Origin of the sequence: Cohnella sp. CFH 77786, assembly GCF_019400745.1 — a bacterium.
Classification (GTDB): Bacteria; Bacillota; Bacilli; order Paenibacillales; family Paenibacillaceae; genus Cohnella.
Genome location: NZ_WJIB01000008.1, coordinates 134,502 through 160,352, shown reverse-complemented (window position 1 = coordinate 160,352; position 25,851 = coordinate 134,502). Strand labels below are relative to the sequence as shown.

Here is a 25,851-nt window from a genome sequence, read left to right as displayed (position 1 = left end):
TGGCGATATCCGCCATCCCTTAATGAGCGATCCGGACGAAAACGACATTCTATTTCCTGCAGCGTTACCGGTGGAAACGCACGTCGAAACCATGCGCCAGGACGCGAAGTCGTTTTTACTTGCCGCAGCATATTGACGGATGCGTCCGCGAAGCATATAATGAAACCTAATCGATTGAACAAGTTAACAGCCGTGATGAGGATAAAGCGAAGGGCTCTTTTGCTCAGAGAGCGTCGGGATTGCTGAGACCGATGCCAAAATCCCTTGCCGCAACGTCTCCTCGGAGCTGTTCGCCTGAACCGCCGCAGCCGCGGGCAGTAGGGCGAATCGGAGTGGCGCACGTTATCCGCGCCGAAGGTGCGTATGGACCGCGAGATGCGGACCCGTACCTTCAGAGGCCGCCATCGCGAGGTGAGCGGCAAACTCGGGTGGTACCGCGGAAGCAGCAGCCTTTCGTCCCAGAACGTCAGACTTGGCGTTCGGGACGGAAGGCTTTTTATTTACACGATTCACATAACGGATCATCGAAAGGAGGATGACGGATGAGCGCGCAAAGTGCCACGCTGAAATCCAAAGAGGAATTGATCGAGAAATGGAGCAAACCCGAAGTCATTTCCGGCTCCGAGATGCTGCTCCGCAGTCTGTTGTTGGAGGGTGTGGATTGCGTCTTCGGGTATCCGGGGGGCGCGGTTCTCTACATCTACGACGCCATGTACGGCTTTACGGATTTCAACCACTTGCTGACCCGTCATGAGCAAGGAGCCATTCACGCGGCGGACGGATATGCCCGTTCGACCGGCAAAGTCGGGGTGTGCATCGCCACCTCCGGCCCGGGCGCGACGAACGTCGTGACCGGCATCGCGACGGCTTATATGGACTCGGTACCGCTCGTCGTCATCACCGGCAACGTCGCCACCCATCTGATCGGCACGGATGCGTTCCAGGAAGCCGATATCGTCGGCATTACGATGCCGATCACGAAACACAGCTATCTGGTCCGTGACGCGGCCGACCTGCCGCGCATCATCCACGAGGCCTTCCATATCGCGAACACGGGCCGGAAGGGCCCGGTCCTCATCGATATTCCGAAGGACGTATCGGCGCAGAAAGCGCTGTTCCAGCCGGTGAAGGAAGTGAATCTGCGCGGATACCATCCGACCGTGCAGCCGAACCGGGGCCAGGTCGACAAAATGATCCGGGCCATCGAGCAGGCGGAGCGCCCGCTGCTGCTGGTCGGCGGGGGCGCCATCTATTCGGGCGCGCACGAGGAACTGTTCGAATTCGTCACGAAGACGGAAATTCCGATCACGACGACGCTGCTGGGCCTGGGGGCGTTCCCGAGCGGGCATGACCTTCACATCGGCATGCCGGGCATGCACGGAACGTACACCGCGAACAACGCGATCCAGAACGCGGACTTGCTGATCAATATCGGAGCCCGGTTCGACGACCGCGTGACGGGCAAGCTGTCCGGCTTCGCGCCGAAAGCGAAGGTCGTCCACATCGACATCGACCCGGCCGAAATCGGCAAAAACGTGACCACCGAAATCCCGATCGTCGGCGACGTCAAAGCGGTGCTCGGCATCGCCAACACGCTGGCCAAACGCGCGGACAAAGCGGACGATTGGCGCTCGCTGCTCCGCGATTGGAAAGCTTCCAAGCCGTTCAAGTACATCGACTCCGAGGCGGAACTGAAGCCCCAATGGGTCGTGCAGATGATCCATGAGACGACGAACGGAGACGCCATCGTCACGACGGACGTCGGACAACATCAGATGTGGGCGGCGCAGTACTACCCGTTCAAACGGCCCCGCTCTTGGGTCACCTCGGGGGGACTCGGCACGATGGGCTTCGGTTTCCCTTCCGCGATCGGCGCCCAAATGGGCAATCCGGGACGGACGGTCGTGTCCATCAACGGAGACGGCGGCATGCAGATGTGCGCGCAGGAGCTGGCGATTTGCGCCATCAACAACATTCCGGTCAAGGTCGCGATCCTGAACAACCAAGTGCTCGGCATGGTCCGGCAATGGCAGGAGCTGATCCACGAGAACCGTTTCAGCCATATCGACCTGGCCGGCAGCCCGGACTTCGTCAAGCTGGCGGAAGCCTACGGCGTCAGAGGGTTCCGTGCCTCGAACAAGGAAGAAGCGCGCCAGGCATGGGAGGAGGCGCTTCGCCATCCGGGTCCGGCCGTGGTGGAGTTCGTCGTCCGCCGGGATGAGAACGTGTATCCGATGGTCACCCAGGGAAGCACGATCGACCAAATGATCATGGGGGATTCCGAATGAGCAAACATACGATCTCCATTCTCGTCAACGACCAGCCCGGGGTGATGCAGCGCGTGTCCGGCCTGTTCGGCCGGCGGGGGTTCAACATCGAGAGCATCACGGTGGGTTCCTCGGAAGAGCCCGGGCTGTCCCGGATGGTCATCGTCACGACCGGCGACGACCGGACGCTCGAGCAAATCCAGAAGCAGCTGTACAAACTGATCGACGTCATTAAGGTCGTGGACGTCAGTTCCAATCCGATGGTGGCGCGGGAGCTCGGCCTGATCAAAGTCAGCGCCGAGCCGGCCGCCCGCCCCGAAATTCTCGGAATCGTGGAAACGTTCCGCGCGGCCGTCGTCGATATCGGTCCGTCTACGCTGATCGTACAAGTGGTCGGCGACACGGAGAAAATCGACGCGATGGTCGAGCTGCTCAAGCCTTACGGGATCCGCGAGCTGTCGCGGACGGGCGTTACCGCCATGGCCCGGGGCAGCCGTTAATTTTTCGTCGTTTGGCGCTTTGGCGCATTAACCTTTTCCCGCACCAGCAACTGTCGGAGCGGGGGTCCGGAGAGCGGACGAGCTCACCCGGAATTACGCGGCTTCCACCGGTATTCCCGCCGCGAAATCCCGGCCCCCGATGCTTGTCCGCTCTTGGAACGCCCGCTTCGAGGGTCGCCATATATGAGCATGACCATTTTAAGGAGGTACACACTTTCATGGCAGTCAATCTGTTTCACGAGAAAGACGCCGATCTCGGCGTACTGAAAGGCAAAACGATCGCCGTCATCGGGTATGGCAGCCAAGGCCACGCCCAAGCCCAGAATCTTCGCGACAGCGGAATCTCCGTCGTCATCGGCCTGCGCCCCGGCAAATCCGCCGACAAAGCGCGCAATGACGGCTTCGAAGTGCTGTCCGTCGCGGACGCGACCCGCAAAGCCGACGTCGTGCAAATCCTGATGCCGGACGAGACGCAAGCCGCCGTATACAGAAACGAAATCGAGCCGAACCTCAAAAAAGGCGCGGCCCTTATGTTCTCCCACGGTTTCAACGTCCACTTCGGCCAAATCGTCGCTCCAGCGGACGCGGACGTTCTGCTCGTCGCTCCGAAGTCGCCGGGTCACATGGTTCGCCGCACGTTCGTAGAAGGCTTCGGCGTTCCCGGACTGATCGCCATCCACCAGAACGGCACGGGCAAAGCGTTCGAAATCGGCATGGCTTATGCCAAAGGCATCGGCTGCACCCGCGCGGGCGTCATCGAGACGACGTTCAAGGAAGAAACCGAAACCGACCTGTTCGGCGAGCAAGCCGTGCTTTGCGGCGGCGCGAGCGCCCTGGTCAAAGCCGGATTCGAGACGCTGGTCGAAGCCGGATACGCGCCTGAGATGGCTTACTTCGAGTGCTTGCACGAACTGAAGCTGATCGTTGACCTGATGTACGAAGGCGGTCTCGCCTCCATGCGCGACTCCATCTCCAACACCGCGGAATACGGCGACTACGTCACCGGCCCTCGCATCGTGACCGAGGAAACGAAGAAAGCGATGAAAGCCGTCCTGAGCGACATCCAGCAAGGCAAGTTCGCTCGCGATTTCATCCTGGAGAACCAATCCGGACGCGCCTTCCTGACGGCGACCCGCCGCAACGAAGCCGAGCATCCGATCGAGAAAGTCGGAGCGCAGCTTCGCGGCATGATGCACTGGATCAAGAAATAAGCATAGTCAAATAGACCTCGGACCCCGGCATCCCGCCGGGGTTTCCTGTACCAACAAGGTGCGGGATCCCGGTCCGCGTCGGGTGACGGAGTTTAAGCGTGCCAGACAGGCTTATCTCGGTTGATCCGAGGCTGGTGACGGGATTTAAGCGTGCCAGACAGGCTTATCGCGGTTAGTCCGCGTCGGGTGACGGAGTCTAAGCGTGCCAGACAGGCTTATCGCGGTTGGTCCGCGTCAGGTGACGGGATTTAAGCCTGCCAGACAGGCTTATCGCGGTTGGTCCGCGTCGGGTGACGGAGTTTAAGCGTGCCAGACAGGCTTATCGCGGTTGGTCCGCGTCAGGTGACGGGATTTAAGCGTGCCAGACAGGCATATCGCGGTTGGTCCGCGTCTGGTGACGGAGTTTAAGCGTGCCTGACAGGCTTATCTCGGTTGATCCGAGGCTGGTGTCGGGATCCAAGCCTGCCTGACAGGCTTAACCCGGTTGGTCAGCGTCGACGGCTGACGAAGCTTAAACATGCCGGACAAGCTTAACGTTGTCGAGATCCCGGAATTCCAAGCATTTTGTGCTATAATCCTAATGAAGGCCATCACGAGCGGTCTAACGCGTTTTTCTGGAGGTGCGGGAATACCCTGCCATGCGTAAAATCTATATTTTCGACACGACGCTGCGCGACGGGGAGCAGTCCCCGGGCGTCAATCTGAATACCCAGGAGAAAGTGGAAATCGCGCTGCAGCTGGAGAAGCTCGGCGTCGACCGGATCGAAGCCGGATTTCCCGCCGCGTCCCCGGGCGATCTTGCCGCGGTAAACGCGGTGGCCCGCGCCGTCAAGAACGCGACGGTCGTCGGCTTGTCCCGTTCCCGCGAGCCGGATATCGACGCGGTCCGGGAGGCGCTGAAAGGCGCGCAGGATCCTTGCATCCACCTGTTCCTGGCCACGTCGCCGATCCACCGCAAGCATAAGCTGCGGATGGAGAAGGAGCAGGTACTGGAGGCGGCGGAGAAAGCGATCCGCTATGCCAAGCAATTTTTCGACAAAATCGAATTTTCGCCGGAAGACGCGGGCCGCACCGAGCTGGACTTTCTCTGCCAGGTCACGGAAATGGCCATCCGCGCGGGCGCGACCGTCGTCAATATCCCGGATACGGTCGGCTACATGACGCCTTCCGAGTTCGGCAACATATTCAAAACGTTGAAGGAGAAAGTGCCGGGTATCGAGCGCATCCAGCTGTCGGCGCATTGCCATGACGACCTCGGCATGGCCACGGCTAACGCGCTTGCGGCGGTCGAGAACGGCGCCGACCAAGTAGAAGGCACGATCAACGGCATCGGCGAGCGAGCCGGCAACACCGCGCTGGAGGAAGTCGCCCTGGCGCTGGAAACCCGCGCCGCTTTCTACGGAGCCAAGACTTCGCTGAACCTCAAGGAAATCGCCAAGACGAGCCGCCTGGTCAGCAAGCTGACGGGCATGGTCGTGCCGGGCAACAAAGCGATCGTCGGCGCCAACGCGTTCGCTCACGAATCCGGTATCCATCAGGACGGGATGCTTAAGGAGAAAACGACGTACGAGATCATCTCCCCGGAGACGATCGGACTCAAAGAAAGCAAGCTCGTCATGGGCAAGCACTCCGGCCGTCACGCCTTCCGCGAGAAGCTGATCGATCTCGGCTACGAAGACCTGACCGAGGAGCAAGTGAACGCCGCTTTCGGCAAGTTCAAGGATTTGGCCGACCGCAAGAAGACGGTCAGCGACGAAGATATCCGCGCGCTGCTCGAAGAGAAGCTGGCCCTGACGCCGGAAGTGTTCGCGCTGGAGCAGCTCGTGGTCTCGTTCGACAGCCACGCCGTACCGACCGCGAAAGTTCGCATCCGCACGGCCCAAGGCATCGTGGAACGCCAATCGGAAGGCAACGGCTCCGTCGACGCGATTTACCAGGCGATCGACTCGCTCACGGGGGAAGCCGTGGAGCTGGACGACTACGCGATTAAATCCGTCACCGACGGGACGGACGCGCTGGGCGAGGTGCACGTGCTCCTGAAGCAGGGCGACCTGTCGGCGCACGGACGCGGCGTCAGCACCGACATTCTGGAAGCGAGCGCCCGCGCTTACGTGGACGCCCTCAACCGCCTTCTCGACAAGCGCCAAGCGCCGGCCCGCAGCCGACGCGACAACGTCACGCTGATCTAACAGAGGAAATGGGGAATCCCGATGAATTATCGTTATTCCGACCGGCTAGGGAGGTTCTCCTCTTCGGCGGTCCGTGAGATCTTGAAGCTCACCCAGCGGCAATCTGTCATTTCGTTCGCGGGCGGCTTGCCCGCCGAGGAGCATTTTCCGGTGGCGGCCGTCGGCGAGGCGTTCCGGAGGGTACTCGAGGAAGGCAACAAAGCGCTGCAGTACGGGCTGACGGAAGGCTATCTTCCGCTCCGGGAGAGCATCTGCCGCCGGATGGCCGCCAAAGGGATCACCGTGACGCCGGACGACATGCTTCTGACGACGGGATCGCAGCAAGCGATCGACCTGCTCGTCCGCATCTACATCGATCCGGGCGACGTCATCCTGGTCGAAAGGCCCACCTATCTGTCCGCCATTCAAGTATTCAATTTCTATGGAGCCAAGCTGGTATCCGTAAACGGGGATGAGGACGGAATGGACCTGGCGGATCTGGCCGCCAAACTGAAGCAGCACCGTCCCAAAATGGCGTATGTCATCCCCACGTTCTCCAACCCGACCGGGAAAGCCTGGAGCCTCGAACGCCGCCAAGGCGTGCTGGACCTGTGCCGTCAGCATGACGTACTAATCCTCGAAGACGATCCGTACGGAGAGCTGAAATTCGGCGACGAATCCGTGACGTACCCGTCCCTTTTCTCGCTGGACCGGCACCCCGCGAGCTCAAGCGTCGTGTACACGAGCACCTTCTCGAAAACGGTGGCGCCTGCCCTTCGGACCGGATGGGTCATGGGCGATCCGGACCTGATCCGCAATATGGCCCGCGCGAAGCAGGCGGCCGATTTGCATTCCAGCTCGCTCGACCAGCAAACGCTTTACCAGCTGATGGAACATTTCGACCTGGACGGCCATATCTCTTTCGTGCGCAAGGAATACGAAGTCCGCATGCGCCAGATGCTGGGGCTGCTCCAGGAGCAGAAATGGCCTGGCGTCGCCTGGCAAGAACCCAAAGGCGGCATGTTCTTCTGGCTGGAGCTGCCGGAGAGGATCGATGCGGCCGAGCTGCTCAAAACCGCCGTATCTCTCGGCGTCGCGTTCGTGCCGGGAGGCACGTTCTTCGCGGAAAACCCGAAAGCGAACACGATGCGCCTGAATTTCACGCACAACGATACGGAAAACACAATCAAGGGCATGTCCCGGTTGTCGCAGGCGATGGATAGCGTGTTGGTCCGCTGACTTCTAAATCTGCGGAATACGGAAGAGAAAGCGGGCTTTTTCGGCGTGTACACCGATTTTATCGGGTACGCCGATCTCGCCGAAGGACTCAAGGGACGTTGGACGGCGGTGCCTCCTCTGCCGCCTCCCGAGTTCATCCCCTTAATCGACTTCAGGAAACGCCTTCTCTAGCGGGAGGGCGTTTTTTACTTTTCGGACCTCTCGGGCAAAGTATAGGAACACCCAATGCGCGGAGGTGGAAGCCATGTCCGTTGTCCTGCTCATGTGGTGCTTGCTGGTTCAGCATGCGGCGCCCCTGCCGGTTCCCGCCGAATGGACGGAGCATCGAATGGTGGCGCATGCGATGGGCGGGATCGGAGGCACGAGACTCACGAACTCGCGGGAGGCTTTCGTCATCAATTACGGCAGAGGGTTCCGGGTGTTCGAGGTGGATCTCCGGCTGACTTCCGACGGGTATCCCGTCGCGCTGCACGATTGGGGGGCGCTTCGGAACCCGGTATCGCTGCGCGAGTTCATGTCCATGCCCGTCAGAAAAAAATACCACCCCCTTGAGTGGAGCGATATCGTGCAGCTGGCCGAGCTTTATCCGGACGTCTATTTCGTGACCGATACGAAGGAACGGTCCCGGAGGGGGATCGAGCGTTCGTTCCGCAGGATCGCGGCGTCGCTAGAGGCGTCCCCTCGTCCGGACGTGCGAGGGCGGATTGTGCCGCAGATTTACCGCAGAAGCATGTACGGACAGTTGGAGCGGATCTTCCCGTTTCCGTCCTACATTTACACGCTGTACGATTCGCCGGATTCGGACGGGGAAGTCGTTCTCTTCTTGAAGCGAGCGCCGAAAATCAGAGCGGTGACGATGCCGGAATACCGGGTCACGCGCCGTTTCGTGTCGGAGCTGAAGAAGTTGGGAGTCAAAATCTACGTGCATTCGGTGAACGATCCCCGGATTTACGAAACCTATCGCCGTCTGGGGGTGGACGGGATTTACACGGACACGCTCGCCCCGGGGTCTTCCGTCCGTCAATAGCCCCTGCCTATTAATTTCATAGCTTTTATCTATTTTGCCGCTGAGCGGGAAATGTGCTAAAACTGACATAGTGGTCCAATCGGACAAACCTTAGAGGAGTGTATCCATTTCATGGCAGAGACGAAAAAAATCGCCGTCATCGCGGGCGACGGGATCGGCCCGGAAGTCGTGGCGGAAGCGGAAAAAGTATTGAAGCGCACGGAGGAGCTGTTCGGATACAAATTCGAATTGTCGCACGGCTTGTTCGGAGGCATCGCCATCGACGAGCGGGGGACGCCGCTGCCGCAGGACACGCTGGAAATGTGCAAAAACGCGGACGCCGTGCTTCTCGGCGCCGTGGGCGGTCCCAAATGGGACAACAACCCGAAGGAACTCCGTCCGGAAACGGGACTGCTCGGTATTCGCAAAGCGCTTGGCCTGTTCTCCAATATCCGTCCGGCCGTCGTCTTCGACTGCCTGAAGGACGCTTCCACGCTGAAGCCGGAAGTGCTTGAGGGAACCGACCTCATCGTCGTGCGCGAGCTGACGGGCGGCATCTATTTCGGGGAGAAGTTCCGCCGGGAGACGGAGCACGGCCAGGAAGCGGTGGACACTTGCGTCTACAACGTCGCGGAAGTGGAGCGGATCGTCCGGCAGGCGTTCGAAGTCGCGCGCACCCGCCGCAAGAAGCTGGCGTCCGTGGACAAGGCCAATGTATTGGAAACCTCGCGCTTGTGGCGGGAGACGGTGAACCGCATCGCGCCGGAGTATCCGGACGTGGAAGTGGAGCACGTGCTCGTCGACAATTGCGCGATGCAGCTGCTTCGGCGGCCTTCCAGCTTTGACGTCATCGTGACCGAGAACATGTTCGGGGATATTCTGAGCGACGAAGCCGCGATGCTCACGGGATCGATCGGCATGCTATCCTCCGCTTCCCTCGGAGAAGGAAGCTTCGGGCTGTACGAACCCGTGCACGGCTCGGCACCGGATATCGCGGGCCAAGGCATCGCCAACCCGATCGCGACCATCCTGTCGGTGGCGCTCATGTTCCGCCTGACTTTCGGCTACGCGGAAGCGGCGGACGCGATCGAACGCGCGGTCAAGAACGTCCTTGACGCAGGACATCGCACCGGCGATATCGCCGTCGACAGAAGCAAAGCAATCGGCACGAAGGCCATGGGCGATCTGATCGTCGCTTCGATGGCGCGGTAAGCTGATATATAAGAATGATTCTAAAAAAAGAATCGCTACTATCTTGACGTTGTCCATCCGGAATGGTACCATTTCTTTCGTCAAGAATAAACGGCTTTCGCCCTCCCATAGGAAGCGGATACGTTTATATCGAAGGTGATTCAGGAAAGTACGACAAACCGTGCATTTGCTGAATCGCGAACAAAGATACCGGCACAAGTACCGGGATGACAATGGAGGTAATGGAGAGATGGCAGAACGTTTGGTAGGGCGTCCGGCACCGAACTTCAGCATGGAGACGGCGCTCGGCGACGGCACGGGATTCGGCACGGCCCAGCTGTCCGATTATAAAGGCAAATGGCTGGTATTCTTCTTCTACCCGCTGGACTTCACGTTCGTATGTCCGACGGAGATCACCGCTCTTTCCGATGCGGCGGAAGAATTCAAGAAGCTGAACACCGAAGTTCTCGGCGTCAGCGTGGACAGCAAGCACAGCCACCGCGCTTGGATCAATACGCCGAAGAACGACAACGGTCTCGGCAAGCTGAACTTCCCGCTTGCCGCGGACATCACGAAGCAAGTCGCTCGCGACTACGGCGTGCTGATCGAAGAAGAAGGCATCGCGCTCCGCGGCCTGTTCATCATCGATCCGGACGGCGAATTGAAATACCAAGTCGTCAACCATAACGACGTGGGCCGCAGCGTGGAGGAAACGCTCCGCGTCCTGCAGGCGCTCCAATCCGGCGGGCTGTGCCCGATGAACTGGAAACCGGGCGACAAGCACCTCGTCGCGAAATAAGCACCCTGGATCTCCAGACGAGCTCCCCGGAACCCGCTTCCGGGGAGCTGTTGTTTCCGGATCGGCGCTTGGTTCCAAAGCGCTAACTTTTTTCCATCTCCGGACGTTGGCAGGAATCGGCGGTACGGGTAGAGAATATAGTGAAACAACATTCGATTAACGTTCGCGAAGGGATGATCTCCCGATGCTTGGGGCAAGGAGGGAAAGCCGATGAGCTTTTGCTGCGGAGCCAGCATGATCGGAACGAAGGGAACCTTGAAGCATTACCGGACCAGGATCCATAACGTGCCTATCCTGTTCTGCCCCGTCTGCCACAGGGTGGAAGTGCACTATATGGTGGAAAACGAGTATGACATTCTGGCCGAGTATGCGCATGGCGACGGGGCTTCCGAAGTCGATTTCCACGACTACGTGGACGAGTCGGACAAAGCCCTCCACGAGAATTGCGTGAACAACGAGAACGAAGAGCCGATGCAGATCGTGCAGAACCAGATCGACATGGCTCTCGATTTGCTCTCGTTCGCCAAGCAGCTGGGAGACACCGAATGGGAACAGCAATTGAAACGCCGGCTGGGCGTGCTCAGCCAGCGCAAGCATAAGCTGAAGCTGAAGCGGACGTCGGGCGGAACGATCTGAACCGTATCCGGCAACCGCGTTCGTTGACCTTCGCAAGCGTCCATTGGATTCGCTGCCCCCGAAGCGGAACAAATCCGCTTCGAGGGCGTTTATTTATTTTGGGACCCCCCGTTATCCCCCCTCAAATTAAATAACGGTCACGAATCTTATGATTGCGGGGTGAGCAAGTGCTGCTCGTACTTTGGAAAAGATGGTTCACGCACGCGCAGGCTTCCTCTTCCCAAGACGACGGAGAGACGACGGAGCTTCGGGTGGCGGCCATCCAAGAAGGCGATGAAAACTTAAGGGAAGCGCTCATCATCCAATACAGGCCATTTATCGCCAAGACGGCCAGCCGTTTCTGCCGGCGGTTCATCGATCCGGATCGGGACGACGAGTTCAGCGTTGCCCTGGCGGCTTTCGACGAGGCGATCAATCGATTTTCGCCGGAAGCGGGGGGACGGTTTATCGGCTTCGCGGAAACCGTCATCACCCGCCGGCTGATCGATCACGTCAGGCAGGAGCAGCGCCATTCCGCGAGCGTGCCGTACAGCTCGCTTGCGGATCCGGACGATGACGGCGAGGGCGTGCTGAGCCGGATCGAAAGCGCCGCAGCGCTGGAAATTTACGAACGGGACTTGGCGGCCGAACGGAGGAAGGCGGAAATCGCGATGCTCTCGGAGCAGCTCGCTCAGTTTGGCATACGCTTCGCGGACCTTGCGGAAGGCTCGCCGAGGCACCGGGATTCCCGGCTGACGCTGCTCGGGATCGGCAAGCGGCTGGCGGGCAACCCGGCGCTTTACCAGGCCCTGCTGGACAAACGCCAGCTTCCCGTCAAAGAATTGTGCATTTCGGAGTCCGTTTCCCGCAAGACGGTGGAACGGCATCGCAAATATTTGATCGCGGTATCGTTGATCGCCGGAGGGCCTTATCCATGTCTGCAAGATTACATCAACCCGGAACCCGGCGGAAAGGAGAGAGTTTGACTCCGTCAAATTCCCTATTAGAGGAGGAGGATCGGCCATGAAACGCGGAACGGTGATGGAGATCGCGGGCGGCACGGCCGTCCTGCTCACGCCGGACGGACAGTTCGTTCGGGTGAAGGCAAGCCCCGGCATTGCCGTCGGCGAAGAGATAAGTTGGACGGCGGCGGACTTGGTCTCCGGCCGCGCGAACGCCGCAACGCGAAGACGGCGTTGGATTTCGACCGGAGCTTTCGCCGCGGTTCTCATGCTCCTGGTCGTGGCAACCTTGTCGTTCCGGACGCCGCCGGTCGTGGCTTACGTCTCCATGGACGTCAATCCGAGCGTCGAACTGGGGCTTGACGCCAAGGAACGTGTCCGGGAGCTCCGGGCGGTCAATCCGGACGCGGTGAACCTGGTCGAGGGCGTTTCCTATCGGGGCCAGCCGGTGGAGGCGGTAATGCGGAATCTGGCGCAGAAGCTGACCGAGGCGCGCGTCTTGCGTCCGGACGGAGGAGAAATCGTCATTGCCAGCGTGCGGATCCGGACGGTGGACGAGCAATGGGAGACCGAGGTTACCGGGAAAATCAAACGCGTGTTGGAGGAAGCGGGTGCGGCCGCGGCTTCGTCTGCCGGGACGGCTTCGAACCTCACGATCGAGACGGTGTTTCTGCCGGTGGAAGTGAGGGAGGAAGCGGAGCGGAACGGAATTTCTTCCGGCAAGATGGCGTTCTGGCTTGCCGCCGAGAACGGCGGACACGAAGTGGATGTGGAAGAGCTTCAGGATGAGTCGGTTCATCGCGTCGCTTCGTCGTGGGGCGGGCTCGAACGGGTGCTGCAAGAGAGCCATGTCGACAAGAACGACAAGGATACGTGGAAGGCTTTGCTCGACCAAGCCAAGAGCAAGAAGAAAGACGGGAACGCAAACGGCGGTAAAAGCGCAGGCGGCAAAGATAACGGAGGCGCTGGCGCCGGCGGAAACGGGAAGGCGAACGGAAACGGGAAAGGAAAAGAAAATGCCAACGGCAACGGAAATGCCAATGGCAACGGAAATGCCAATGGGATCGGAAAAACCCAAGGCGAAGACGCCAAAGGGAACCAGGGGTTATCCGGGGATGATAACGGCGGCAAGAACAAAGACCGTCCCGCGAACGGGAACAAGAAATCCGGCGACGATGCGGACGAACAAGTCGACAGCGGCCGCGGGCCGGGGGGAGCGAACGGCCGGGGCGCAGATCATGGCAAAGGCCCGGATCGAAACCGAGATCCGGGCGGCGAAGCTCCGGGCAAGAACCAATCCAACAATCAGGACAAGGGGCCAGGCAAGGGCAACAAAAGCAACAATAACGAGGATAAGCATGAGGATGGGAAAAAGGAGCAGGAACGGGGCGAGCGTGACCCGAACCGAGGGAAGAGCGGCGGGGAAAACGATAAATAGCGCGGAACCAAGAGCTTGACGAACCCGGCGACGCCCGTGATGAACGGTGCGGATGGCGGGTTTTTCGCCATTTGACGACAATGCTTCGACAACTTCTCCCGTTGACACTTTGCCGAATCATTAATATGATGAACTTAATTTTCGGCATCATGAACGCGCCTCTTTGCGATAAGGAGGAACTGGCTTCATGGAAGCTTGGAAAACCCGATATTTTCCCGTACTTGCCGAATTCGTCCGATCGGGCGGAGCGGATCTGCGCAAGGATCTGGAAGACCTGCGTAAAGAACTGTACGGGACCAACAAGGATGAACTTCTCAAACACCACGAGGAAAGCGTCCGTTTTCTTTTTTCTTTTGCCGATCCGGATGACCGAATGACCCTTGTGCATCGGTCTCTTTTGTTTTTAACCGAACTCCTGATCTCGCTCCGCGTGCCCGAACAAGCCGCAGCCGACGAAACGCCGCATCGCGATCCGGTCATTTCCGCCGCGCTGCACGCCGCTCCGATCGTGGAGGACTCGGCGCCGGGCAAATTTGAAACCGTTCTCCAGCACATGGACAGCGGGGTCGCCTTGTTCGACGAAGCGGGCAATCTGCGGTTTCTGAACGTCCAGATGTCGCGTTTTTTCCGGGCGCCCCGGCGATCGCTCATCGGCTGCACGCTGCGCCAGCTTCTGTTTCATCCGAAAGTGGACCGCTCCATTCGGAAATTCATTCTCCAAATGCTGCGCGAGATGAATCAATACCGCCGGTTTCACGGAGAATTCAAGGACCCTTCCGGCCGCATTCTGCTCGTAGGGATTTCCCAGACGGAGGAATTGGACGGCGATTTCCTGGTCAGCGTGAAGGACGTCTCGGAATACAAGCAGATCGAGCAGGCGGCGTTCCAGAACGACAAATTGGCCATGCTGGGCAAAATTGCCGCCGCGATCGCCCACGAAATCCGGAACCCTCTTACTTCGATCCGGGGATTCATCCAGCTCCTGACCCCGTTCCTCAAGGAGATCGGAAAACAGGAATACGCGAGGATCATCCTGTCGGAAATCGACCGCGCGAACGACATCATTTACGAGTTTCTCAATTCGTCCAAGCCGTCCGCGCCCATGAAACAGACCGTTCTGGTCGGCTTGCTGCTCAAGGAGATGATTCTCCTCTCGGAGAGCGAAGCCCACATGAAGGGATGCGAGCTCCATTGCGAAATATTCGATCCGTATTTGACGGTCGCGATCGACGTCAAGCAGATCAAACAGGTTCTTCTGAATATCATGAAGAACGCGATGGACGCGATTCACGAGGTCGGGGACGGGCGCAAAGGCCGAATCGACGTCTCGGTCCGCAGGGAAGGCAAATTCGCGCTGATCACGATCCGGGACAACGGCAAAGGCATGGACCGCGTGACGCTCAGCCGGCTGTTCGATCCTTTCTTCACGACGAAGGAAGAAGGGACCGGTCTCGGCCTGTCGGTCAGCTACCGGATCATCAACAACCATGGCGGAACGATCCATGTGGACAGCGTGCCGGGCGAAGGCACCGAATTCATGATTTATTTGCCTTATACCGACGGAAGAGAGTAGAATCGGGGTAAACAATCGGTATTGGGTGGGATCGCAAGATGTTATGGTCAGGATGGCAGCTTCGGTGGTCGGTCAATCCGCCGGCTAAAGAGCTCGGGGATTCTCTCGGGCAGACGGCCGAGGCCGTCGTGACGATGGTTGATCCGGACTCGCTGCAAGGGGACGCCGGTCTGCTGCATCCGATATTGGACGAATCGCTCCGCGAGTTGTTCCGTCGCGGGGCTTTCGGCGCGACGGCGGGGGAAACGCACGTCATGCCGACCCATGGACTCGTGCCGGAGCGGTACGCGTTGTTCGCGGGCTGTTCTCCGTGCGCGCCGACGTTGAAGGAGATCCGTATCGCGGCGGGAGGAATCGGCAAATCGTCGGCGGATCTTCGCATTGCTTCGTTGAAGTGGAGGGTGCCGGCTTCGATCGTAAACGGACATGGCGTTGACGCGGCGGCTTCCGCATGCGCGGAAGGGCTGCTGCTCGGCGCCTATCGAAAAAATACGCTCGCGTCTGAAGGTCGATCGTTGCCGCAGTGGGACTTGCGCTTCGTCCTCGAGCGGCGGGAAGATGGCGGCGCATGGGATCGGGGGTTCGAGCGTGGCGTTATGACTGCCGACGCGGTGTGTTACGCCCGGGAGCTCACCAACGTGCCGAGCAATCTGCTGACGCCGGAGCGGTTCGCGGAGGAAGCCGTATCGTTGGCGGCGCGGCACGGTCCGCTGGAATGCCGGGTTTACGACGAGAAGGAAGCGGCGGCCGAGGGGATGGGCGGTCTGCTGGCCGTTGGCATGGGGAGCGCCAATCCGCCGCGGATGATCATGCTCCGCTATTCGGGGCGGCCTGATTCGCAGGAATGGACAGGACTGATCGGCAAAGGGGTCACGTTCGACACCGGGGGAATCAATCTGAAACCCGGACAGGGCATGGAGGAGTTCATCTCCGACATGGGCGGCGCGGCCGCGGTGTTCGGCGTGATGAGGGGACTTGCCGAGCTGCGGGTGCCCGTCAACGTCGTGGCCGTCGTGCCGGCCGCGGAGAACATGCCGTCCGGCAGCGCCTTCAAGCCGGGCGACGTGATTACGACTTACAGCGGCAAGACGGTGGAGGTGCTCAATACCGACGCCGAAGGCCGGATCGTGCTGGCGGACGGGTTGACGGCCGCGATCCGGGCCGGAGCGGGCAAGCTGATCGACGTCGCGACGCTCACCGGCGCGGTCATGCATGCGCTGGGGGACGTCACCACCGGGGCGATTGCGAATGACCAGCCTCTGCTGGAGGCGGTGTTGCGCGCTTCGGAGCGCGCGGGCGAATACGTATGGCAGCTGCCTGCCCATCCGGAATACCGCAAGATGCTCCGAAGCGGCGTGGCCGATTTGAAAAACCATGGCGGCTCCTGGGGCGGCGCGATCGCCGGCGGGCTGTTCATCGGCGCTTTCGCCGAAGACCGGCCCTGGGTTCACCTCGATATCGGCGGTACGGCCTGGATGTGGGAGGACCGGGATCTTGAGCCCAAAGGCGGCACCGGCGTCATGGTTCGGACGCTCCTGGAGCATTTTCGGGCGGAGGCGAACATCACGGAATAACGATCACGAAAATGCTTGGGGGATTGCCTCATGAAAGAATGGCTCGCCGACATTCGCCGGGTCATGGAGCCGAGACGGAACGAATCGTCGAACCGCAAATCGCTGCGGATCATGCTGCTTGAGGGCATTCCGGCTAACATTCTCGGCAATTTGCTTGGAGGACCGCTGCAGACGGCGTTCCTGCTGTATCTCGGTTTCACGTCGGCCCAAATCGGCATCGTGCTGGCCATTCCGCCGTTTACGCTGCTCATTCAGATTTTCGTCGCCTTCGCGATGCGGCGCATGCGGAATCGACGGCTCTTCCTTCTGCTGTTCGCGGTCTTGCACCGCGTCCTATGGGCGGCGACGGGTCTGATTCCGCTGCTGTCTCCGCAGGCGGCGTGGGTTCCGCTCTATATATTGCTGTTTCTGCTGTCGTTTGCGTCGGCCCAAATCGGCGGGATCATCTGGACTTCCCTTATGGCTGATGCCGTTCCGCCCGCCGTTCGCGGCAAATATTTCGGGATCCGCAACACGATCCACTTTGCGGTCGTCTGTCTCACGCTGCTGGCCGGCGGGCAGATCTTGGAGTGGTGGCCGGGCAGCGCAGGATTCGCGGCGCTGTACGTCATCAGTGCCGCGTGTATCGTCTGGAACGGCTGGGAGCTGGCGCGGTATCCGAATCCGCCCTTCGAGCCTTCGGGAAACGGTTCCTCCGCTTCCTTGCTGCTTCGGCCGTTCGCGGATAAAGCTTTCCTGTCGGCCACGGCGTTCATTGCCCTGTTCCTGCTGGCGCAAAACATCGCGGTGCCGCTGTATTCCTATGCGATGCTGAACGTTCTGAAGCTGGATTACGCCACGGTTACGCTCATCACGATGCTTCAGAACGTCGTCATGATGGTCGGATATTATTATTGGGGCGTGCTGAACGGCCGATATCCCGCCCGGAAGCTGCTCCTGTGGACGTTCCCGCTGATCGCGGGCTCGTGCTTCTTATGGCTGGGCATGGCCGTCCTGCCTGCGCTGCCGGTGTTGATCGCCGTCCATGTACTGCTGGGCGTCGGACTTGGCGGATACAACCTTCTCGTATTCAATTTTCTGATCGGGGATACCCCCAAATCGGAGCGGCCCATGTACGTGGCGATTTTTTCGGCGCTTACCGGCTTCGCCGGTTTTCTCGGTCCTCTGGCGGGCGGTTGGATGTACAAGGCGGCTGCCGCAGGTCCGGAGTGGCTTCAGCGATTCGGGCTTACCGCGATGACGGGAGCCGTGCTGATGGCATTCGCCCTTGGGGTCGGCCCGCTTGTCTTCGGCGCCGGCCGCAATCGCAAACCGCCGTTCGGGCTGGGGGCTTGAACCCCCGTGCGCCCTTACTTCAGTTTCGAGACCAGAAATTTGACCGTATCCCTCATCTTCATTTTGTGCGAGCCTTTGACGAGGACGGAGGTCCCCGGCACGATCCGCGATTTCAATACGGCATGGAGGCGGTTCCGGGTCTTGAAATGGAACACGCGGGCAGCCGGGAACCCCGCGGCGATGGCTCCCTTGCCGTATTCCTTCGCCTCGTCCCCGAACGTATACAAAAATTTCACCGGTTTCCCCGCCAAATATTTGCCGACGTCCTGATGCGCCTTTTTGGAGTACACCCCCATTTCCAGCATGCTCCCCAGCACCGCGATTTTGCGTCCTTTACCGAGTCCCATGAGCACGTCGATCGCGGCTTTGACGGCATCGGGATTGGCGCTGAAGCTGTCGTCGAGCACGATGGCGCCTTTTTTCTTGAGGGAGAGCACGTTTAATCTGCTCTTGGGCCGGTAATAGGTCCGCAGCCCGGCGGCGATTTCTTCGGCCGTGAATCCCAAGCGGTCGGCTACCGCCACGGCGAGCAAGGCGTTATTCACGTTGTGCCTGCCGGGCACGGGAATGAAGAACCGCTGCTTCTTGCCCCACAAGTTGACGTGGAAAACGACCCCGTCCGGGCGCTCGCTGATCTCGAAGGCTTTGTAGTTCGGATTGGCTTTCGTGCCGACCCGGTAAATCCGTCCCTTGAAATTTTTCGTGTCCAGCAGTTTCATATTGGGGTTATCCGCATTGATGAACAAGGCTCCATTCGGATGCATGCCGCGAATCAACTCGGATTTCGCTTGGGCAACCCCTTGGACCGTCCCTCCGACATTGCCGATATGGGCGGTGCCGATGCTCGTGATGACGCCGAGATCCGGCTGGATGGTCTGGCAGCTCTTGGCGATGTGGCCGGCTTGCGCCATGCCGTACTCCAACACGGCCGCGCGGTGGGAAGGAAGGATTTGCTTCCGCTGCTTGGCAATGCTGGAAGGCAGGTTGCGATTGCCCATGGTTTTGTAAGTATTCCAGCGCTTTTGCAGGATCGACGCGATCATTTCTTTCGTCGTCGTTTTTCCGGCGCTCCCGGTGACCGCAATGATGAAGCCTGGGGTAACGCGCGCATTCGGCACGACAAAACCTCCTCCCGGACAGATGAGAACAATGTATCGTATGCGGAGGGAATCGAATGGTATAGACAAGTGTCGATATGTCGGATGACCCAAACCAACGGGAGTCCCTCGCCATACTCTGTACCGGTAGGACGATGCAGACAGGAGGGATTTGCGATCAGCCAGTTGATTACCAAATTGAATCCGGATGATTCCGTTCAGGGCGTGTATCTCGTCATCGACGAAGGATCGCGGAAGAAAATCATCTCGCTGAACAAGCTGAGGAACGACGCGAACAAGCTACGCCGCGACCGCCCCCGCATGCTGTTCGTGGAGAGACGCCGCGACGGCCGTATCGTGACGCTCGCCACGCAGCTGCAGTCAAGGGAACCGCTCACGAAGAAGCAGGTGAAGCAGATCGAGCAGGTGATCCTGAAATCGGCTGAAGGCACGGGGAGCGAGAGACTCGTGGCGATCTTGTAAGGCCGGCCCTCGGGGCGGTGCCGCCTAAATCGGGTTGATGAACCTCGTCAAACAACCGGACGGCGGAACTGCTCTTTTTTTTGCGCAGTTTTTGTTATGATGGAGGAAGGACGTCAGCTCAACGATGGAGGAATCGCGAATGAATCTAATCAACCCGGTAGAGGTGCAGCTCATGCTCAATCAACTGTCGGATCAAGAGGTTTATCTCCATCTGGAGATGACGACGGGCGCGTACGCCGCCCATTACGACAGTTCCAAGCATCCGGCCGCCACCTTCATCACCAATGCCAGGATCCGCTACACGAACGGTTCGATCGAGGGGAACGGACCGTACCGGGTCGGTTTGAAGACCGGGAACGGCTGGGTGTACTCGGAAGGGCTGACCCATTGGGACGAGACGGACCGGGAGCGGTTGATCCTTGCGGGACACGATTCGCAGGGAAAACTCGTCGTCGCATTGCAGCTGAGCCAGACACCGTTCTGAGGAAGGGGAGAGACAGCCATGACGAACCGCATTCTCGTAATTTTGCCGCATCCGGACGACGAAGCGTTCGGAGTGTCCGGCACGCTCGCCAAATACATAAACGAAGGGGCTTTCGTCACCTACGGCTGCCTGACGCTGGGGGAGATGGGGCGCAACATGGGCGTACCTCCGTTCGCCAACCGGGTAACGCTGCCCGCCATCCGTGCGCTTGAACTGGAGGAATCTTGCCGCGCCATCGGCATCCAAGACGTTCGCATGCTCGGCTTCCACGACAAAACGATCGAGTTCGAGGACAAGGAGTTCTTGGACGGCACCATCCGTGCGCTCATTGAAGAAACGCAGCCCGAACTGATCTTCACTTTCTATCCCGGACATGCCGTGCATCCGGATCATGACGCCTGCGGCGCTGCCGTCATCCGAACCGTGGTCCGGATGCCGTCTTCGCTTCGGCCGACCGTCCGGTGCGTCGCGTTCTCCAAAAACCGGGAAGAGGCGCTCGGGAAACCCGACGTCACGGTGGACGTACGCGCATTCCTGAAGCAGAAGATGGCTTCGATCCAGGCGCACCGCTCGCAGTTTCAGATCGCCGAGACGATTGCCGGAGGCAAGCTGTCCAAACGGGAGCTCGAGGAGCGTTTCGGCACCGAGAGCTTCTATACGTATCGGTTCGATTAGGCCGGATTCCGAATTAACGCGATCATGTCGCATGTCGCCGGAGGAGATCGAGCGTATCTGGAAGAAGCGGGCGCCGTTACGTAATTCTAACCGTGACGGAGAGACGTTGACGGAAAGAGCGGAGTAATGCTTGCGGGGGGACGTACGGATCACTTAGAATGGACGCGAATATATTTCGGAATGGGGTGACGGGCATGGAGCTGACGGTGACGCCGGCCGCGCTGGCATGTTTCCGCGATGAGTGGGCGTTTGGCGATGGGGAGCAGGTCCGGGTATTCGTCCGGTACGTAAGCGGAGCCGAGGAGCCATTCGCGCTCGGCATCACCAGGGATACTCCTCAGGAAGCCGGCTTGGTTACGGCGGCCGGTCCCCTCACTTTTTTCATGGAAAGCAAGGATCTATGGTTTCTGGACGGAGGCAGCCTGCAAATCGATTGCGAGGGCGAGAACATCGTGTTCCGCGTCGGACCCCGTTGAAGAGACACGGGCGAATGTTGGGTGGCAAATCCAGCCGGATTGTTGTAAACTAGGGAAATATCAATCCGGCGTATGTTTCGCGGAACGAAGGAGCCAAATGCGACTATGACCCCGTACAAACACGGCATGCACTGCCAGATCGTCGACTGCACGATCCGCGACGGCGGACTCGTGAACAACTGGGATTTCAGCACCGAGTTCGTTCAGGATCTCTACGAGTCTCTAAACGATGCTGGCGTCGAATATATGGAAATCGGCTATAAAAACTCCCCTAAGCTGCTCAAAAGCGACGGAAGCGAAGGGCCCTGGCGTTTTCTGAACGACGATTTCCTGCGCAAGGTCATCCCGGAGAAGAAGAGGACGAAGCTGTCCGCCCTGGTCGACATCGGCCGCGTGGATGAAGCCGACGTGCTTCCGCGCAGCGAATCGATGCTCGATCTCATCCGCGTCGCCTGCTACGCCCGCGATACGGAGAAAGCCGTGGAATTGGTAAAGCTGTTCCATGAACGCGGCTACGAAACGACGATCAACATCATGGCGCTGTCGAACGTCATGGATAACGAGCTGAACGAAGCCTTGGCGCTGATCAACGACAGCCCGGTGGATTACGTGTACGTCGTGGATTCCTACGGCAGCTTGGACCCCGACGATTTCCGCTACCTGATCGAGAAATTCCGCCGCACCCTGAAAGCCGGCAAGAAGCTCGGCGTTCATACGCACAACAACCTGCAGCTGGCGTTCGCCAATACGCTTACGGCCGCCCAAATGGGCGTCGAGCTGCTCGACGCGTCCGTGTACGGCATGGGACGCGCCGCGGGCAACACGCCGACCGAGCTTCTGCTCGCCAAGCTGAACAAGCCGGAATACAATGTCCGTCCCGTGCTCGGCATGATCGAGAAACATATGCTCAAGCTCCGCGAGAAGGAAGAGTGGGGTTATCTGATCCCCGACATGGTCACGGGCATGCTCGACGAGCACCCCCGTTCCGCGATGGGATGGCGCGCTTCCGAGAAGCGCGACCGGTTCACCGAGTTTTACGACAAAATGACGACACCCGAAACGTTCCATAAATAAACGCGTTCGTTTGGAGGAAACCTGCTTGCCGCTTGCCGCTCCGTACAAGGAGATCGTCGCGAAGCTCCAAGCCCGCAGAAGTTGGCCGCCCCTGAAGCCGGATCGTGTCTGGCATCCGGGTCTTGACGCCGAGATCGCCGCCCTTTCCCTGGAGGAGATCGCCGGGGACGGTACGGACGGCCTGCGCTCGGCACAGGCTTGGAAGGCGGCGCTGTATCTGTGGAACGACAGCCTCGAACCGGCCCATGAGCTGGTTCAAGAGCTGGATACGCCTACCGGGTCCGCTTTGCACGGCATTCTTCACCGCCGGGAAGGCGATTACGGCAACGCCAAGTACTGGTTCCGCAGGACGGGAGACCATCCCGCTTGGCACGGATTGCAAGCCCGTGCTTCCGAATGGCTGAGCGAGGCGGAGAAGGGCGGAGGGCTGCCGTCTGGACCCGCGGGGCACGCGATCCGGACGCTGTCGGCCCAAGGCGTCTGGAACCCGTACTTGTTCACGGACGCCGTGGCGATGGTGGAAGGCAAAATCGGTTGCGACGATGCCCGGGACGTTCTGGAACATCTTCAGCATCTGGAGCTGGCCGCGTTTCTTAGGTTTCTTGAGGCAAGGCTGTCATGATCGCCCGCAATATGAAAGCCGCCGTTCCGCGTAATATGCGGAATCGGCGGCTTTTGGCGTTCAAAGAGGGAGAGCGGATAAAGTGTCAGAGGGTTTCCGTTGCCGTGGCGGAGGCGCTCGGATTCTCCTCGTTGTCCCGGCGGCGGAACGGCCACCAGTTCGCCTCCCCGAGCAGGAAGGAGAAAGACGGAACGACGAGCGCCATGAAGATGACGGCATAAAGCAGCAGGCCGACCAACGTGCCGACGCCGATTTGGACGAGCGTGACGACCCCGGAGAAACCGAGCGCGCCGAAGGTTCCGCCCATGATGACGGCCGCGGAGACGATGACCCCGCCTGTCGTGGTCATCGCTTTGGACATGGCCGCGACGACGCCGCCGGTACGGTGCTCTTCCTTGAAGCGTGCCATCAGGAAGATGCTGTAATCGACGCCGAGCGCGACGAGGATCAGGAATATGAAGAACGAAACGGTCCAGGACAAGCCGGGGTATCCCAGCAGTTTCACGAATAGGAATTCCACGATGCCCATCGTGACCAAATAGTTGAATCCGAGCGACAGAAGGACGTACAGCGGCGCCAGAACGGAACGAAGCAGCAGCATGAGGACGACCGCGATGCCCGCCAGCACGAGCAGCCCGGTGCGGACGAAATCGTTGAACGAAATGTCGCGAAGCTCGTTGTAGCGCGCCGACGTGCCGGAGGCATAGACTTGCGGGTCCGCGATGACGGAGGCGCCCAAGCTCGTGCGAAGCGCGGACGTAATTTCGTCCACGTTGTCCATCGCTTCTCCGGAATACGGATTGTCCTTCAGGATGACGTCGAACCGGGTCACCTTCCCGTCTTCGGAAACGTAGTAATCGAGCGCTTGCTTGAAGCTGTCCGAGTTCAAAGCTTCGGCGGGAAGCACCCATCCGCCGATCTGGGTTTTGCCGTCCGCTGCGATGCCTTCCTGGGCGGTCTGGACCTTGCCCAGTCCGTCGCCCACTTGGCGCAGACCGTCCGCCCCTTGCTTCAGCCCGTCGCTCAGTTTGCCCAAACCTGCCTGAAGGGAAGAGACGCCTTGGGCGGCTTGCAATTGTCCGTTCGCCAGTTGACCGAGACCGTCCCCGAGCTGGCGAAGGGCCGGAATCATGCCGGCCAGTCCTTGGCTGAGCGGAGCCGCGCCGGAAGCCAGCGATTTCAGTCCGTTCGCCAATGCCTGCTGCTTGGCTGCGATGGCCAGCATGTTCGGGTCGTTCGCCAGTTCCGGATGGGCCTTCAGCAGCTTGTCGATGTCGCTCTTCATGGAGGAAGCCGCGCCGCTGGATTCCTTCAGACCATCCGCAATGCGGGATGCTCCGGCTGCGCTCCGCTCCAGGCCGCCGCGAAGCTGTCCCGCGCCCTTGCGGGCTTCTTCGGTTTTGGCCGCCATGTCGCGCAGCCCTCCGGTAAGCTTATCCATATCGGACCGTCCGCTGCCGAGCTGCTTGCCGGCATCCTCCAGCCCGGCTCCGACTTGGACTACGCCGTCCTTCAACTGGCCGATGGCGTCGCTCGTTTTGCCAAGCTGGTCGGGAACGGTGAGCTCCGTCAATTGCCGGCCGAGCGGGCGAACCGCGCTGCGCACCTCCTGAACGCCGGGAACCTTCATGACGTCCACGCTGGCTTGCTCCAGTGCGGCGAGCGCCGACGGCGTGCGCATGGAAGCGGATGACGAGATCGCGATCGAGACGGGGAACACTTCTCCGGCGCCGAACGACTTCTCGATCTGGCGGAAACCGACGACGGACCCGAGATTCGGATCGATCTCGGCGATGTCGTCGAACGAGCGTTGCCCTTTGAACAGCAGCGTAAGCGGGGCGAGCGCGATCGCGACGACCAGGAGGACCGCGCCGGAGCGCTTGGCGCTCAGCCTGGCCGCCGCGCCCCACAAGCGGGATTCGCCGTGCCCGTGCCCGCTGCCGACTTTCATGGGCCAGTACGCGCCCCGGCCCAGCAGAAGCAGCAGCGCCGGTGCCAGCGTCATGCCGGCGATCAGCGTCACGACGACGCCGATGGCGACGCCCGCCGCCGATTGGTACAGCCCGAACCGGGCGAACCCGATCAGGAAGAAGGCCGCGAAGACGGTGCTGGCGGAGAAGGCGATCGTCTTGCCGACGCCCTTCATCGTGCGCTGCATGGCCCGGACGCGGTCGCCGTCCTTCGCGAGCTCTTCCCGGAAGCGTTGGATCAGGAGGATGCAGTAATCCGTGCCCGCCCCGAAGAGGACGGCGATCAGGAACGATTCCGTGAAATTGGATACGGGGAGACCGAGGTCCGTCGCGGCGGCGATGAGGCCGCGGGAGATGACGAGGCTGATCCCGATCGTGAACAGGGGAATCAGCGGCGCGATCGGCGAACGGAATACGATCAGCAGAATGACGAGCACGAGGCCGACCGTCAGCAGCTCCGTTTTTTTCAATCCGTCTTGCGACGACTGCTGGAATTCTTGGGAAATCGGAGCCCCGCCGGTGAGTTCGGCCCTTGCGCCTTCAGGCGCCTCCTTCAGCATCGTTTTCAGCTTGCTCAGCGTGGTCAGCGTTGCGTCTTCGAAGTCCACGTAAGGCAGATTAACGATCGCGAGCATTGTCGTCCCGTCCTTGCTCAGGAAACGCTCCTTGAGCTCGGGCTGCGTTTCCGAAGACAGGATGCCCGTTATGCCGAGCTGCGTTTTCTCCCGTTCCAGCTTGCCCAGCAGCTCGTTCATCCAGCTCTTGTCGGAGTCCCGCAGGCCTCCGTCCCGGCTAAGCACGATGACCGCATTGGAAGCGGATTTCGAATCGGGATTGATCCGGTCGAGCATTTTGACCGCCTGCAGCGATTCCGCATCCGAAGGCAGAAACTTCTGCTCGGTCTTCTTGACGATTTCCTGGAGATCCGGAAGCGCCGCGACCGAGACGGCCGCCAGCCCGATCCACAGCGCGAGGAACGCCCAGCGCAGCCGGGACGTCCACCTGATCCATTTGTCCATTCGACGGGTTCTCCTCCTTATCCGCCGGCGGCGGTTCTTCTCCCGAGAGGGGCGGGTGCCGCCGGTTCTCTAT

At 60.1% G+C, this 25,851-nt stretch carries 22 protein-coding genes; 20 read left to right on the top strand and 2 right to left on the bottom strand.

From position 1 onward, the window contains the following. Nucleotides 1-542: 542 nt before the first annotated feature. From ilvB to GE107_RS13130, 14 genes are all read left to right on the top strand, one after another. Nucleotides 543-2,288, top strand: coding sequence for a biosynthetic-type acetolactate synthase large subunit (gene ilvB / locus GE107_RS13195; RefSeq protein WP_219640439.1), 1,746 nt, complete (start codon nt 543-545; stop codon nt 2,286-2,288). Continuing rightward, entirely contained in the window at nt 2,285-2,767 is a 483-nt protein-coding gene (gene ilvN, locus GE107_RS13190; RefSeq protein ID WP_219640438.1) for an acetolactate synthase small subunit, read from the top strand. Before ilvB ends, ilvN begins: the two co-directional genes overlap by 4 nt. Before the next feature lie 179 nt (nt 2,768-2,946). After that, nucleotides 2,947-3,978 (top strand): ketol-acid reductoisomerase, encoded by a 1,032-nt coding sequence (gene ilvC / locus GE107_RS13185; protein WP_370636418.1) that lies wholly within the window; start codon nt 2,947-2,949, stop codon nt 3,976-3,978. Between the two features lie 638 nt (nt 3,979-4,616). Then, complete coding sequence (locus GE107_RS13180; RefSeq protein ID WP_219640436.1) at nt 4,617-6,167, top strand: 2-isopropylmalate synthase; 1,551 nt, start codon at nt 4,617-4,619, stop codon at nt 6,165-6,167. Nucleotides 6,168-6,188: 21 nt separating this feature from the next. Continuing rightward, nucleotides 6,189-7,385 (top strand): aminotransferase-like domain-containing protein, encoded by a 1,197-nt coding sequence (locus tag GE107_RS13175; protein ID WP_219640435.1) that lies wholly within the window; start codon nt 6,189-6,191, stop codon nt 7,383-7,385. Between the two features lie 244 nt (nt 7,386-7,629). Beyond that, nucleotides 7,630-8,412, top strand: a complete 783-nt coding sequence (locus GE107_RS13170; RefSeq protein ID WP_219640434.1) for a phosphatidylinositol-specific phospholipase C/glycerophosphodiester phosphodiesterase family protein — start codon at nt 7,630-7,632, stop codon at nt 8,410-8,412. 111 nt (nt 8,413-8,523) lie between these two features. Beyond that, nucleotides 8,524-9,603 carry a 3-isopropylmalate dehydrogenase gene (leuB, locus tag GE107_RS13165; RefSeq protein WP_219640433.1) on the top strand — a complete coding sequence of 360 codons (1,080 nt, stop codon included), beginning with the start codon at nt 8,524-8,526 and terminating at the stop codon, nt 9,601-9,603. Between the two features lie 229 nt (nt 9,604-9,832). Beyond that, nucleotides 9,833-10,381: a peroxiredoxin gene (locus tag GE107_RS13160; RefSeq protein WP_219640432.1), complete on the top strand. Its 549-nt coding sequence runs from the start codon at nt 9,833-9,835 to the stop codon at nt 10,379-10,381. Nucleotides 10,382-10,591: 210 nt separating this feature from the next. Next, a complete protein-coding gene (locus tag GE107_RS13155) occupies nt 10,592-11,017 on the top strand; it encodes a hypothetical protein (protein WP_219640431.1) in 426 nt (141 codons plus the stop codon). Between the two features lie 167 nt (nt 11,018-11,184). Continuing rightward, nucleotides 11,185-11,982 carry an RNA polymerase sigma-I factor gene (sigI, locus tag GE107_RS13150; protein WP_219640430.1) on the top strand — a complete coding sequence of 266 codons (798 nt, stop codon included), beginning with the start codon at nt 11,185-11,187 and terminating at the stop codon, nt 11,980-11,982. A 37-nt stretch (nt 11,983-12,019) separates the two neighbouring features. Then, nucleotides 12,020-13,396 carry an anti-sigma-I factor RsgI family protein gene (locus tag GE107_RS13145; RefSeq protein WP_219640429.1) on the top strand — a complete coding sequence of 459 codons (1,377 nt, stop codon included), beginning with the start codon at nt 12,020-12,022 and terminating at the stop codon, nt 13,394-13,396. A 187-nt stretch (nt 13,397-13,583) separates the two neighbouring features. After that, nucleotides 13,584-14,969 (top strand): ATP-binding protein, encoded by a 1,386-nt coding sequence (locus GE107_RS13140; RefSeq protein ID WP_219640428.1) that lies wholly within the window; start codon nt 13,584-13,586, stop codon nt 14,967-14,969. A 38-nt stretch (nt 14,970-15,007) separates the two neighbouring features. Then, nucleotides 15,008-16,543, top strand: a complete 1,536-nt coding sequence (locus tag GE107_RS13135) for a leucyl aminopeptidase (RefSeq protein ID WP_219640427.1) — start codon at nt 15,008-15,010, stop codon at nt 16,541-16,543. Nucleotides 16,544-16,573: 30 nt separating this feature from the next. Beyond that, nucleotides 16,574-17,878: an MFS transporter gene (locus GE107_RS13130; protein WP_219640426.1), complete on the top strand. Its 1,305-nt coding sequence runs from the start codon at nt 16,574-16,576 to the stop codon at nt 17,876-17,878. 14 nt (nt 17,879-17,892) lie between these two features. Here GE107_RS13130 and GE107_RS13125 read toward each other — a convergent pair whose 3' ends face one another. Next, entirely contained in the window at nt 17,893-18,996 is a 1,104-nt protein-coding gene (locus tag GE107_RS13125) for a UDP-N-acetylmuramoyl-tripeptide--D-alanyl-D-alanine ligase (RefSeq protein ID WP_370636406.1), read from the bottom strand. A gap of 165 nt (nt 18,997-19,161) precedes the next feature. Between GE107_RS13125 and GE107_RS13120 the strand changes: the two genes are divergently transcribed. From GE107_RS13120 to GE107_RS13095, 6 genes are all read left to right on the top strand, one after another. Then, on the top strand, nt 19,162-19,458 hold the full coding sequence (locus GE107_RS13120; protein ID WP_219640425.1) for a hypothetical protein: 297 nt from the start codon (nt 19,162-19,164) through the stop codon (nt 19,456-19,458). A gap of 139 nt (nt 19,459-19,597) precedes the next feature. Further along, a complete protein-coding gene (locus GE107_RS13115) occupies nt 19,598-19,942 on the top strand; it encodes a YojF family protein (RefSeq protein ID WP_219640424.1) in 345 nt (114 codons plus the stop codon). Between the two features lie 18 nt (nt 19,943-19,960). Further along, nucleotides 19,961-20,617 carry a bacillithiol biosynthesis deacetylase BshB2 gene (gene bshB2, locus GE107_RS13110; protein ID WP_219640423.1) on the top strand — a complete coding sequence of 219 codons (657 nt, stop codon included), beginning with the start codon at nt 19,961-19,963 and terminating at the stop codon, nt 20,615-20,617. A 158-nt stretch (nt 20,618-20,775) separates the two neighbouring features. After that, nucleotides 20,776-21,093, top strand: coding sequence for a HesB/YadR/YfhF family protein (locus GE107_RS13105; protein WP_255570447.1), 318 nt, complete (start codon nt 20,776-20,778; stop codon nt 21,091-21,093). A 105-nt stretch (nt 21,094-21,198) separates the two neighbouring features. After that, on the top strand, nt 21,199-22,167 hold the full coding sequence (locus GE107_RS13100) for an aldolase catalytic domain-containing protein (protein WP_255570446.1): 969 nt from the start codon (nt 21,199-21,201) through the stop codon (nt 22,165-22,167). A 25-nt stretch (nt 22,168-22,192) separates the two neighbouring features. Then, nucleotides 22,193-22,789 (top strand): hypothetical protein, encoded by a 597-nt coding sequence (locus GE107_RS13095; protein ID WP_219640422.1) that lies wholly within the window; start codon nt 22,193-22,195, stop codon nt 22,787-22,789. A gap of 85 nt (nt 22,790-22,874) precedes the next feature. On the opposite strand, the gene GE107_RS13090 is transcribed toward GE107_RS13095, so the two are convergent. Further along, the gene (locus GE107_RS13090) at nt 22,875-25,778 is read right to left on the bottom strand and encodes an MMPL family transporter (protein ID WP_219640421.1); all 2,904 of its coding nucleotides are present in this window, start codon (nt 25,776-25,778) and stop codon (nt 22,875-22,877) included. Nucleotides 25,779-25,851: the final 73 nt, after the last annotated feature.